The 12,855-nt window shown below is 61.7% G+C and carries 10 protein-coding genes; 1 reads left to right on the forward strand and 9 read right to left on the reverse strand.

What is annotated here, in order from left to right; genetic code table 11:
- Positions 1-2: 2 nt before the first annotated feature.
- From glgA to AC0R79_RS14585, 6 genes are all read right to left on the reverse strand, one after another.
- Positions 3-1,589, reverse strand: coding sequence for a glycogen synthase GlgA (gene glgA, locus AC0R79_RS14560; RefSeq protein ID WP_007957578.1), 1,587 nt, complete (start codon positions 1,587-1,589; stop codon positions 3-5).
- A gap of 527 nt (positions 1,590-2,116) precedes the next feature.
- On the reverse strand, positions 2,117-3,070 hold the full coding sequence (locus tag AC0R79_RS14565) for a D-2-hydroxyacid dehydrogenase family protein (protein WP_474735046.1): 954 nt from the start codon (positions 3,068-3,070) through the stop codon (positions 2,117-2,119).
- Between the two features lie 13 nt (positions 3,071-3,083).
- Positions 3,084-4,109 carry an alpha/beta fold hydrolase gene (locus AC0R79_RS14570; RefSeq protein ID WP_474730139.1) on the reverse strand — a complete coding sequence of 342 codons (1,026 nt, stop codon included), beginning with the start codon at positions 4,107-4,109 and terminating at the stop codon, positions 3,084-3,086.
- 85 nt (positions 4,110-4,194) lie between these two features.
- Entirely contained in the window at positions 4,195-4,629 is a 435-nt protein-coding gene (locus tag AC0R79_RS14575; RefSeq protein ID WP_127798017.1) for a YqaA family protein, read from the reverse strand.
- A complete protein-coding gene (locus AC0R79_RS14580; RefSeq protein WP_007957572.1) occupies positions 4,629-5,075 on the reverse strand; it encodes a DUF411 domain-containing protein in 447 nt (148 codons plus the stop codon). The genes AC0R79_RS14575 and AC0R79_RS14580 overlap by 1 nt, the downstream gene beginning before the upstream one ends.
- Before the next feature lie 164 nt (positions 5,076-5,239).
- Positions 5,240-7,231, reverse strand: a complete 1,992-nt coding sequence (locus AC0R79_RS14585; RefSeq protein ID WP_127798018.1) for a methyl-accepting chemotaxis protein — start codon at positions 7,229-7,231, stop codon at positions 5,240-5,242.
- 382 nt (positions 7,232-7,613) lie between these two features.
- Here AC0R79_RS14585 and AC0R79_RS14590 point away from each other — a divergent pair, with 382 nt between their 5' ends.
- Positions 7,614-8,147, forward strand: a complete 534-nt coding sequence (locus tag AC0R79_RS14590) for a hypothetical protein (protein ID WP_375747029.1) — start codon at positions 7,614-7,616, stop codon at positions 8,145-8,147.
- A 40-nt stretch (positions 8,148-8,187) separates the two neighbouring features.
- On the opposite strand, the gene AC0R79_RS14595 is transcribed toward AC0R79_RS14590, so the two are convergent.
- Genes AC0R79_RS14595 through AC0R79_RS14605 form a run of 3 tightly spaced genes read right to left on the reverse strand, consistent with a single transcriptional unit; the run spans position 8,188 to position 12,855 of the window.
- A complete protein-coding gene (locus AC0R79_RS14595; RefSeq protein WP_474730146.1) occupies positions 8,188-9,132 on the reverse strand; it encodes a GNAT family N-acetyltransferase in 945 nt (314 codons plus the stop codon).
- Positions 9,132-10,421 (reverse strand): phenylacetate--CoA ligase family protein, encoded by a 1,290-nt coding sequence (locus AC0R79_RS14600; RefSeq protein WP_474730149.1) that lies wholly within the window; start codon positions 10,419-10,421, stop codon positions 9,132-9,134. The genes AC0R79_RS14595 and AC0R79_RS14600 overlap by 1 nt, the downstream gene beginning before the upstream one ends.
- A complete protein-coding gene (locus tag AC0R79_RS14605; RefSeq protein WP_474730151.1) occupies positions 10,405-12,855 on the reverse strand; it encodes an aldehyde dehydrogenase family protein in 2,451 nt (816 codons plus the stop codon). The genes AC0R79_RS14600 and AC0R79_RS14605 overlap by 17 nt, the downstream gene beginning before the upstream one ends.

Genomic DNA, 12,855 nt, shown 5'->3' on the forward strand with positions numbered 1-12,855 from the left:
GGTTACTTGTGGTGCGTTTTACCCAGCGCCTTGGCCACCAGTTGTTCGTAGAGTTCGGCGTAGGGTTCGACCGCCTTGCACCAGTTGAACGGCGCGGCCATCGCCCGACAACGCATGGCGTGCAGCAGGTCCGGGAACGCAAACACCTTGAACGCGCGGCTCAGGGCTTCGCGGTAGCTGTCGGCGGTGGACTCGTTGAAGAGGAAACCGGTGACGCCGTTTTCAATGGTGTCGGCCAGCCCGCCGGTATTGCGTGCTACCGGCAGCGAGCCGAAGCGCTGGGCGTACATCTGGCTCAGACCGCACGGTTCGTAACGCGATGGCATCAGCAGGAAATCGCTGCCGGCGAACATGCGTCGGGCGTCGGTTTCATTGAAGCCGATGCGCACGCCGATCTGCCCGGGGAAACGCAGTGCCAGTTCGCGCATGGCCTGCTCTTCTTCCGGTTCGCCACGGCCGATGATCGCGATCTGGCCCCCGTTCTGCACGATGTATTCCGAGACGGCTTCGGTCAGGTCCAAGCCTTTTTGATAGACCAGGCGCGAGACCACGGCAAACAGCGGGCCTTCGGAGTCTTGCAGACCGAACAATTCGCGCACGTGGGCGGCGTTGACGGCTTTGCCTTCCCAGTCGCCGATGGCGAACGGTGCGAATAGATGCGGATCGGTGGCGGCGTCCCAGCTTTCATCGATGCCGTTGGGGATGCCGCTGAGCAAACCTTGCTGGGTCTTGGCGGCGAGAAAACCGTCGAGACCGCAGCCGAAATCCGGAGTGGTGATTTCCTGCGCGTACGTGGCGCTGACCGTGGTGATGTGGCTTGAATAAGCCATGCCGGCCTTGAGGAACGACATTTTGCCGTAGAACTCCATGCCTTCCTGTTGCAGGGCATGGGCGGGAATCCCGAGTTCCGGGCACGAACCGAGGCTGGTCACGCCTTGATAGGCGAGGTTGTGAATGGTGAACAAGGTCGGCGTGCGTTGCCCGCGCCAGTGCATATAGGCAGGTGCCAGCCCGGCTGGCCAGTCGTGGGCGTGCACCAGATCCGGGCACCAGTGGATTTGTGCGAGGTTGGCGGCGATATCGGCAGCGGCCAGGCCCAGACGGGCGAAGCGGATGTGGTTGTCCGGCCAGTCGCGACCGTTGTTGGCGCCATACGGGCCACCGTCACGGGCGTAGAGTTCAGGGCAGATCAACACATAGATGACCAGGCCGTCAGGCATGTCCATGCGCCCGATCTTGCAGGGTGGCAGCGCGGCGTGGCCACCCAGTTCGCCGATGATGTGGATCGGATTCTCGCTGTTCATCACTTGCGGGTAACCGGGGATCAACACCCGGACGTCATGCAGGTGCGCCATGGCGCGGGGCAGGGCGGCAGAAACGTCTCCCAGACCGCCGGTCTTCACCAGGTCGGCGATTTCCGAGGTCACGAACAACACTTTCTTCTTGTTGGGGTTCTGACTGGCTACCGGCGTCAGCGTCTTGGTGCCCGGGACGTTGATCGACCGGCTGCCGGGAACGCTCACGGTGCTCGACTCGCCGACCGGCTGGTGAGCACGCTCTCCCTGAATATCCAATGCCGCACTGATCATATGAATCTCCCGTCTTTTTGATCTGATTCTTGTGTTAAACAAGCGATGTCCATGGCCAAGTCCTGTGGCCGGGCGCAAACGCGCCACGCATCGGTGAGCAAACGCTACCCAACACGCGCAAGCAGAATGGGTGAGGGGACCATTGCAAGACTTGAACCAGTCGCTTTGGCCCTGCCTATCAGATGACACGTCGCGATCAGCAAAAGTTTCGACAAATTTTCCGCTTTGTGACCGGCCGGTTTTACCCCGCGAAAACCAGTCTAGGCCAGATCCTAGAGCGGGCCAGGCCAATCGGATGAATTGTTCGACAATCTGTTGCAGGGTCACGAAATCCGTGGCTTCGGGAGGGGGTGCGCCCCGACGAAGTGCATGTTTGGCGGGGTCGATGATGCAAAATGGTGACCGGCCGGTCACGATTTCGGGCGCCGGGAAAGTGCGGGCGCACTGTTGCGGTGCGGACAGTTGTGTTGGCGGGCGAACAGCGGGTGCTGCTTCGCGGGCAGGGTTGCCCGCGAAGGCGAGGGGTTTCAGTTGAGCAGGCGGATCGGTTCCCCGGCTGCCCAGGCTTGAATGTCTTCGATCATCTGCGAAAAGAACAGCTCATAGTTCTGACGGCTGACGTAGCCGACATGGGGCGTGGCCAGCACGTTGTCGAGGGTGCGAAACGGGTGCAGGGCCGGCAGCGGTTCCTGATCGAACACGTCGAGGGCCGCACCGCCGAGGCGCTGTTTCTGCAAGGCCTTGATCAGCGCGGTTTCGTCGACAATCGGCCCGCGCGCCGTATTGATCAGCAGCGCGGTCGGCTTCATCCAGTCCAGGGCCTGGGCATCCACCAGGCCCCGGCTGCGGTCGCTGAGCACCAGGTGCACCGACAGCACGTCAGCCTGTTCGAACAACTGCTGCTTGCTGACATAGGTGACGCCGGCCTGTTCGGCGCGCTCGGCGGTGAGGTTTTCGCTCCAGGCGATCACGCGCATGCCGAACACCTGACCGAACTGCGCCACTCGCTGACCGATGCTGCCGAGGCCGAGAATGCCGAGGGTCTTGCCGTGCAGGTCGCCGCCCAGCCCTTGCTGCCACTGGCCGGCGCGCAGGGCGTTGGCCTCGTTCACCAGATTGCGGGTGGCGGCCATGATCAGCGCCCATGTCAGTTCCGGCGCTGCGTGCTTGTAGCTGTCGGTGCCGCAGACCTTGATCCCGAGACGGGCGGCGGCCGGCATGTCCAGCGCTGCGTTGCGCATGCCACCGGTGACCAGCAGCTTCAGGTTCGGCAAGCGTTTGAGCAGGTCTTCATCGAAGCGCGTGCGTTCGCGCATCACGCAGATCACCTCGAACCGGCCCAGACGTTCGGCCAGCGTGGCGTTGTCCGCCGGGTACTCATGGACGAAGGTGACTTCGCCGAGACTGTCGAGCACCGACCAGTCGACTACGCCCCGCGCGACGTCCTGCCAGTCATCGATCACCGCAATCTGCACCGCCATCAGCGTTACCTCTTCAACGAACGGGATTGGTTTTGTCCAGCCAGCCCAGCAGTGCCTCGTGGAATTTCGCCGGCTCTTCCATCTGCGGGGCGTGGCCCATGCCGGGGAATTCCACCAGCGTCGACTGAGGAATCAGTTTTGCCACCTGCTTGCCCAGTACGTCGTAGTGGCCGATTTTCGCCTTCACTTCCGGCGGCGCAATGTCCTTGCCGATGGCGGTGGTGTCGGAAGTGCCGATCAGCAGCAGGGTCGGCATCTTCAGGTCCTTGAACTCGTAGTACACCGGCTGGGTGAAGATCATGTCGTAGATCAGCGCCGAGTTCCATGCGACCTGAGTCTTGCCCGGGCCATTGCTCAGGCCGGCGAGCATGTCCACCCAACGGTCGAATTCAGGTTTCCAGCGGCCGTCGTAATAGGTCGTGCGCTCATAGTCGCGAATGCCCTGGGCGGTGACTTTCAATTCGCGCTGATACCACTGATCGACGCTGCGATACGGCACGCCGAGGGCTTTCCAGTCTTCCAGGCCGATCGGGTTGACCAGCGCCAGTTGCTCGACCTGATCCGGGTATTGCAGCGCGTAACGGGTGGCGAGCATGCCGCCGGTGGAGTGGCCGAGCAGGGTGGCTTTCTGGATGCCCAGCGTCTTGAGCAGTTGCTGGGTGTTGGCCGCCAGTTGCTGGAAGGTGTACTGGTAGTGATCAGGTTTGCTGGAGGTGCAGAAACCGATCTGATCCGGGGCGACCACCCGGTAACCGGCCTCGCTCAGGGCCTTGATGGAACTGTCCCAGGTTGCGCCGCAAAAATTCTTGCCGTGCATCAGCACGACGGTGCGTCCGTTGGCCTTGCCGTGGGCGGCGACGTCCATGTAACCCATCTGCAGCGACTTGCCCTGGGACTGAAAGGCAAAGTGCTTGAGGGTGTAGGGATAATCAAAGCCTTGCAGCTCCGGGCCGTATTGCGGGCCTTCGGCGTTAGCAAGCAGGGGCAGGGCGGCGGTCAGCAACAGGCCGGGCAGCCAGCGGTTCAGCGACACAGACATAGGACAACTCCACAAGAAATCGGCCGATGCTGGAACGGCCGGATTAGGGCGACGTTAAACACAGGCAATCCCCGGGCCCGATCGTTCAACCGAGCCAGCCGAGGGTGAGCATTGCCAGCACCCCGTAGCGGGCGCCTTTGGCGAGGGTGACGATCAACAGAAAGCGCCCGAGAGGTTCGCGCATGACCCCGGCGATCAACGTCAACGGATCGCCAATGACCGGCAGCCAGCTGAGCAGCAGCGACCAGTGACCGTAACGCTGATAGTGAACGCGGGCACGCTCCATATGCTTGGGGCTGACCGGAAACCAGCGCCGGTCCTGAAACCGTTCCAGCCTGCGCCCCAGCCACCAGTTCACCAGCGAACCGAGGACGTTGCCCAGCGTCGCCACGGCCAACAGCCCCCAAAGCCAATAGCGTTCGCTGACCAGCAGCCCGACCAGCACGGCTTCCGATTGCAGCGGCAACAGCGTCGCAGCACCGAACGCGGCCAGGAACAGCCCGAGATAACCCGCCGTCATCAATGGGCCGGGTAATCCGCCACCACCACATCGGCGCCGTCTTTCTTCAGGCCGATCACTTGATACGCATCGCTCATGCCGTCCATTTCCATGCCCGGCGAGCCCATCGGCATACCCGGTGCGGCAACGCCCAGCAGATCGTCACGCTTGCTCAGGGCCAGCACCTGTTCCGCCGGCACATGGCCTTCGACAAATTTGCCGTTGATGATCGCGGTGTGGCAGGACGCCAGACGTGGCGGAACGCCGTGTTGCTGCTTGAAACTGCTCATGTCGGATTCGACGTGGTCTTCGACCTTGAAACCATTGGCTTCCAGGTGGCTGATCCACTTTTTGCAGCAGCCACAGTTGGCGTCGCGGTGGACTTCGATCGGGATGAGGTCGGCGGCTTGGGCCAGGGAGGAGATGAACAGGGCGCTCAGGGCGGCCAGACGCAGGTGGTTTCGCATGGAGGGCTCTCGGCTCGAAGGAGGAACGGTCAAAAAAGGAAGGCATTTTGACCGGTTTTTCCTGCCGGGCATCAACGGAGTGTTTCCAAGTGATACGAGGCAGGCCTGCCAACATGATCGTAGATCAAAGCTGACAGGCCACTGAGCGCAAGATGACAAAACGGTCAGCGAACCTTGAAGCGCCCCATGATCGCGCTCACCCGGCTGTTGGCTTCCAGCAGCTGGCGGGTGTTGAGTTCGCTGGCCTGACCGCTTTCCACCAGCTCATCAACCATGTGGCGGATCTGCACCATGCTGCGGTTGATCTCTTCGGTGACCGCACTTTGCTGTTCGGCAGCGGTGGCGATCTGGGTGCTGAGGCTGTTGATGTGGCTGACGGAGCCGGCCATCTCGTCGAGACCGCTGTTGACTCGCGCCGTGGCGTCCGCAGCCGACTGGCAGCTGGCCTGGGTGTTTTCCATGGCGCTGACCGACGAGCTCACACCTTGGGTCAAGCGGCTCAACATTTCGTTGATTTCCGAGGTGCTGGCCTGGGTGCGGGCGGCGAGGGCACGCACTTCGTCCGCCACCACTGCAAAACCGCGACCCTGCTCACCGGCCCGCGCTGCTTCGATGGCGGCGTTGAGCGCCAGCAGGTTGGTCTGGCCGGCAATGGCACCGATCACACCGAGGATTTCGGTGATGCGCTGGGCGTCCTGCTGCATGCTTTCGACCTTGTGGGTGGCGCTGGCCACTTCGTCGATCAGTGCGACCACGCTGCTTGACGCTTCGCCAACCACCACACGTGAGCGATCGGCGTTTTCGTTGGCGCGCTGGGTGAAAGCGGCGGTTTCGGCGGCATTTTGCGCGACGCTTTCGGCGGTCGAGCTCATTTCGTTGATGGCGGTAACGGTCTGGTCGGTTTCCGAGGCGTGGCGCGCCAGAATCTGGCTGGTGTGCGTAGACGTGCGTTGCAGGTTGTCGAGGCTCGAGGCCATGGCGCCGGTAGCCTGGGTGACTTCGCCGATCATGTTCTGCAGGTAGGCGATGAAAGTGTTGACCGAATGCCCGATGGCACCGAGTTCATCTTCAGCGCGAATGGTGATGCGTCGGGTCAGGTCGGCATCGCCGCTGGACAACGAATCGATATTGGCTTTCAGCGCTTTCATGCGCGAAACCAGTTGGCGGATCGCGTAGACCTGCAACAGCACCAGCAGGATCACCAGCGGAATCTGCAACAGGCTCAGGCTGCTGAGCACGTCGTCACGCTGGGCGGTGAGCATTTTGGTCGGCAGCGCGGTGGCGAGGAACCACGGGGTGCCTTCGATCGGACGCATGAAGAAGGTGCTGGCTTCACCGTGGTTGTCGAATTCGACGCGCTGCGCCTGCTCACGGTTTTGCAGCCCGGCCTTGACCTGGCTGGCAAAGGTCGAGCCGCCGGCCAGTTCGCTGATGTTCTTGAGCACGATCGGCCCGCTGATGCGCGAGCTGTTGCTGATGATCTTGCCGTCAGCCTCGACGATCAGCATTTCGGCGTTGAGGTCTTTTTCCTTGCGCGCCACCAGATCGTTGAAGAAGCCCAAGGTCACGTCGATGGTCGAGACGCCCCAGGCGCTGCCGTTTTTCTGGATGGCCATGGCGCAGTTGGTGCGCGGTTCGGCGCTGGCGTCATCTTTATAGGCAGCGGCCCAGGCGCACTGGCCGCGCGGGGTCTGCATGCCGCCCTTGTACCAGCTCTGGTCGTAATAGTTGGGGGCTGCGTCGCTGTTCCAGAACGTGTTCACCGCCAGTTTGCCGGAGGCATCCCGGTGCCAGAACGTACTGAACTTGTTGCGTCCGGCCTCACGCTGGCCGGGCAACGGCCAGATGCCGCCGCCGAAGACTTTCAGTTCGCCGTATTGATCCACCAGCCCCGGCAACACGGTGTCGATGGCCGCGCTGTCGAGCAGCGGGATGGTCTGGGTGATGCTGCGCTGTTGCGCCTGGACCTTGTTCAATTCGCCCTGGATCTGCTCGGCCACTTCAGCGATGCGGTTGAGCACCACTTGCTCTTCGGTATGGCGCAGCTTGGGCGCGACCAACTGGCTGATGCCAACCACGGTCAGCACCGACAACAACAAAATGAACAGAACCAGAAACAGCGTGTAGCGAGCCTGAATGGTGCGGAATGCGGGCATGGAAACCGGTCCTTGAGCAGGGATTCTTATTGTGGGCAGGGGAAAAACAGCGCGGGTTTCCTAACGTATCGTCGGGTACTCGGGAAGCTTTAGGTACTTTCGTCCTAAAAGAGCCGATCCCGACCAAAGGAAGGTATCTGGCCTGATACATTGGAACTAAACGTCCCGAACGTTAGAGCAACAACCCCACTTTCATCACATTGTCATGAAGGCTCTAGTCCCGCATTTACGGGGCTGTTATTGGTTTGTATCGTGAATGTACGAAAATTGTAAAAAAGTGCACAAAGGAGTTGGTGCCATTGGTTTGCCGGCCGATACTCCGGGCAACTCAAAAGTCGTTCAACAAGGAATTTTTCATGTTTTCCTCGCAAGGAGCTTGCTCATGACTATCGGATATACCGGTGCCTGGCAACCCAAGGCGGGTTTGCTGGTTCGAGATACAGGCAGCTCGAGCAAACCGGTTTCTCAAAGTGTGAAGGTCAAGCAGATGCTGGCCCTGGTCGGCAACGACCCCACTGCGATCAGTACCGCGGAAATGGACAAGCAGGGGCTGCACAAGAACATCAAGGGTTTCGATCCCACCAATGTTTCGGCCAAACAGTTGGGCAGTCTGAGTGCAATGCTGCGTGGCCGGGGCCTGATTTCCGAGATCACGTCCATGACCTTGCTCAACGCCGGCGACAAGTTCGATCGCTTCGGTATTCAGAAGGATCCGGATGCCAAGTTCAATGCGCTGGAATATTTCGCGACGCAACTCGATACCATCCAGAACAACAATCTCAAGGGCAACAAGTACGCGAATACGTTGATTCCGGAGTACAAGAAAGCCATTTATGTACTGCAGAACCTGCAGACTTACGGTCAGGGCGGAGAACGCAAGCCTCCTACCGATCAAGGTATAAAAGCCAAGGCATGACAGACAGAGCCCGCCCCGGTAACGGGGCGGGCTCTTTCGTTTATGGGCGATTGCCGCAAGCGTGGAATTTAGAGGGCGAGGCGATCTGCCGCTGCATATCGTCATGCAATCGCTGCATTTGCGGGCAATGCAGTTCAAGGGGTTTGGGCTGGAACCCGCGATGAAACAACGCCAGCCATCCAGCGCCTTTGTCATCGGGCGCCAGTCCGCTGAACACGAAACCCCTCGCCGATAACCGGCGCCAGGCATTGTCGAAACCCTGCGCCAGCCTGAGCCTGATCGAAATCAGCCAATGGTCGGGCAGTTGCTGCAGCTGCTTGAGCAAACTGTCGTCCACTTCGTTGAATACCCCGTCGTATCGCCCCCAGCGCTGTTCCAGCTGCGCCGGTGCGCCGACCCAGGGCGACACGTTCAAGCGCGTTCCGAACATGTCGCACATCTGCTGCATGAACTCACGGCATTCATTCGGCCAGGTCAAAGCCGGCAACGGGCGCTGATAACCATCGCCCGGGGCGTAACCCAGCACGAGCGATTCGGTCACCGCGCCGCCAAAGGGCGACGGTGCGTGATCGGGCAACACGCCGGTGTTGTGAAAACCAAGGCCAGCGGCCATTTTCTGGGTGTAGGGGTGATGGGTCATTTGCTTGATCGTGACCCCCTGATAACCCAGCGCCTGCGCATGGATCAGCAAATGCCGGCCCATTTGCGTGGCCACGTTTTGCCCACGGATCTGCGGATCTACCACGCTCAGGGCCAGTTCGGCGAGGGATGATCCTTTGTCGAGAATCAACGCGGAGTGACCCGCCACCTGACCGTTCGCCACCGCTACCAACGAGTGCCAGCGGCGGTCGGCATGGTTCTGGCTGATCATGCGGGGCAGATAAACATGCGGCTGAGCGTAATGGTCGCCATAGATCTTTCTGAACAGGCGACTGACGGCCGGGGCGTCGCTAGTGCGGTAGCCCCGCAGGGTGATCGCGTCCATCAGCAGGTCCCCTGGCCAGAGCCGTTGTAGACGCGCCGATCGAGCACACGTTGACGCTTGCCGGAGCGTGGATGGCGTGCCAGCTCCTGAACCTTGCAACAGCGAATCTGCAATGCCAGCAGGTGATCGGCGCTCAGTTGCCTGATCAACGGATAGTCTTCGATCAAGGCACTGTGCAGCGTCTGGTCGGCTTCAGCGTTTGCCGGTGTCAGGGCGTCCGGCGCCCAGTTCAGGCGCAGGATATCCATGGCGTCATCCTGCTCGATGACCAGTTGCCATTCGTCGCTGCCGGTGATGCGCCGCACGGTCTCGCCAATCGATTGCGGCAGCAGAGTCAGAATGCCCACGCGCACCCTCTGGCTGTCGGCACAGCGGCCCATCAGCGCGAACTTGCGCCCCGACGTGCCTGGCGGCTCTCGCCAGCACGCACGGTCGCCGACCGGGTAGCGGATCAACGGCATCAACCGGCGCGTGAGGTTGGTCATGACCAGGCGCCCGACCCGACCGCATTCTTCGATCACTTCACCGGTCTGTTCGTCGAGAATTTCCAGCACACCGTGGCCTTCGGGAGCCCGGTGTTCGCCAAGAGCACAGTCACGATGGCTGGCACCGATGAATCCGGCGTCCACGCTGGCGTAGCCGATCGAGGCCACGCGGGCATTGGGGAACACCCGCTCAAGCCGTTGCAACTGTGCGTCAAACAGGCTTTCGCCGGCGTAGAGCAGGGCGGTGGCACCCTCGAGGGCCCGGCCATTCTGCTCGAGCCACGCGGCAAAGCTCAGCAGATGGGCCGGTATACCCGCGAGCACATTGATCCGGTGCCGGTCGATCGCATCGGCGAGGAGGTTCGAGTCGATATGGCCGGTGAAGGGAAACTCGACGATCTCGGTTTCAACCTGCGCCAGCGCATCGTGGGTAAAGATGAAACTGGCATACAGGTCACCCGCAAAGAACAGGTTGGCCACCCGGTCCCCGGCGCTCAGCTGCGCGTCGAGACTGCGACCGAAGTCCGTCACCAGCGTCTGCCATTCCTCGCGCCGGAACAGTGAAAACTTGCCGGCGCTGGTGGTGCCTCCGGTCTTGAAAACCAGTGCGTCATTCAGCGGCGCCGTCAGGACAGGCCACTGGTCAAGGTCATGACTGCCTTTCCAGTATTCCACCGGGTCAATCACCGGCAGTTGTTCCAGTGATGAGATGTGCGGGGGAATATCGGCGAAGTGGCTTGCATAAAAGCTGGAGTGCCGTCGTGCCAACGTCACCAGTTCTTGCAGTTCAAATCGTGTGTTCATGTTCGGCTCCTTGCCTGTCTGCGCAGGGACCAACGCCCCGATTGTCGATCAGCAGCGGCGTCTTGCCGCTGTGTTTGTTGCGGGTGAACCGACCGCTGCCGCAAACCTCTGCCTCAACGGTCAGCAGTCCGGTGTGGATGAGCGTCGCCAGGGTCGGATAGTCCAGCAGGCGGCGCTGAACATCATCGGCTTGCCGTGGGCTGCGAAAGCGCATGCGCTCCAGGCCGTCCGGGACATGTTCGAGGATCAGCTGGAACTCGGTCTGCAGATGCTCTGCCAGTTGCGACAGGCAGATGAAGTCGGTGCCGATGCGCATCAGCCTGCCGTGACGTTGCAGCAGCTCGAAGCGCGGCGTGGGCAGTCCGCATTCGCACACGCCGGGGAGCCAGCGACCGCTGTCGCCGACGTCGTAGCGCTGAACGTCCTGACCCTCGCGCTCGATGGAGGTGAATACCAGGCGCCCGGTTTCACCGTCGTTGACCGGTCGATCGGCCTCGAATTCGACGATCTCCAGATGCTGGATATCGCTCATGAGATGAAACACGCCATCGCCGGTGGCCGGGCAAGCATGGCCGAGCGGCCCGGCGTCGACACTGCCGTAAATGGCCGAGCGGATCAGCCCGACGCCGCAGCTGCGCATCAGCGCAAGGCTTTGTTCGCCGGGGTGTTCGCCGCCGAGGAAGACTTTTTCGATCCCGCCATATTCGCGTAGCCGTGCCTGCTCATTGAGGAACAGACGGTGCAGGGTGCTGGGCATACCGACCAACACGGTGACGCGCTGGTCGATGATTATCTGCGCGATCTCGCGGTAATCGTCATCGGCCGGCGCCCCCATCGGCAGGTGCGTGGCCCCCAGCAGCTCCAGCACTTTGGAAAAACTGAAAAAACCGCCATACAGCCCGCCACTGAAGAACAGGTTCATCACCCGGTCGCGGTTCGGGTCGAGGCCCGCCGCGAACAAACCGTCGGCGCTGGCACGCATCTGCCGATCGAAATCGCGGTAGCTGTAACCGGCCAACGCCGGGGTGCCGCTGCTGCCGCCGGAGCGGAAATACAATCGGGCCGCCGGATGGATCGGGCGGGTGACAAAGGCGTCCTTGCTCATGATCGGCAGATTGGCCACGCAGGGTGGCGTCGGCAGCGGATCGAGCGTGGCACGGGTCGCAAGCTCTGTAGCCGGCAGACTGACCGATACCCGTCGGCTCAAGCGCTGCAAGGCATACACGCCGTCATGGGGTTCGCCCTCATAGCCCTCGTGAATTGCCTGCACCGGAGTGACCCGTGTGACACCTGCAGCGATCAGCGTTTGAGCCAGTTCGGCCATTTCTTGTTCGGCACACATCAGCCCGGCGCTTTGCAACACGTTTCGCCAGGGCAACAGCGCCTCGGCGATCCGTGCTCGCGGCATCGGTTTGAGCAGCAGGCTGCGAAACAGCGGCGAGGGACCGAGTTGCTGGTCGTGGGTCCAGATCACCCGCCAGTCTGGCGCCTGCCACACATGACCGCTGGCCCCGCCAAAGCTCTGGGCCAGCCGCGCCATCGCCGTTCGGGTGGTAATTTCCGAGGCTTCCTGAATCGAAGGTGGCAGGACTGGCCATTGCCGGGATCGACGCTCGAACGCCTCGGCCAGTCCCTCGCCTATTGAACGCAAAGTGTTTTCATCGTCACTGTCCACCAGCAGCCATTGCGGGCTGGAGCAGGCCTGCTGATCGAGGCGGCAGACTTCATCGGCCACGGCGTCCAACGCGTCTGGCGTGACCGCTGCCGGTGTCAGGTAGATGAAGCTGATGCGGTGGCCCCAGTCGATCCAGCGACATCCGGGCGCCAGTTGCTGGCGGATGGCTTGCAGCGCCGATTCCCCGCCCCACGCCGAAACCCCGTTGGCCTGTTGGCACAACTGACCGATCTGGGCCGTGCTGGCCGGAACGACGGCGACATGCCCGGCAATCTGGCCGGTCGCATCGCACTTCGCCAATCCATGAAGCAATTGAGCGGTCACACCCTGATCGCTGCTGCTGGGGCGCAACCAATTGACGTTGCCGGCCAGCAGGCCTTCGATCGCCGCACAGAAAGCCAGCAGCGCTGCATTGCCGGGGGTGATGTGAACCACCAGGCCCAGCGGGCTCCAGCGTTCAAAGCGTGACTGGCGATAGTCGAGGCGACGCAGGCTGCCCGGCTGTTCGCCGAGTTCGCGCTCAAGCTTGCGCCGCAGGGCAGCGGGTTGGCAGAACTCGATCAGTGACTGGCGTTGCTCGGGATCGATGGGCAATGCCGTGTCCGGATCCTGCAGACGTTTGGCAAAAGAGGCTGCTGCGCCCAGCACGGTCGCTGTGTCGAGTGTTTTGGCCAATCGTTCCGGCAAATCCAGGTAAAGCTGTTGCAGTGCGCCGTCGAGGGTGCAGTCGTCGTGAAGCTGTCCGTTGATCAAGTGCAT

The organism is Pseudomonas sp. HD57-3 (assembly GCF_056113135.1).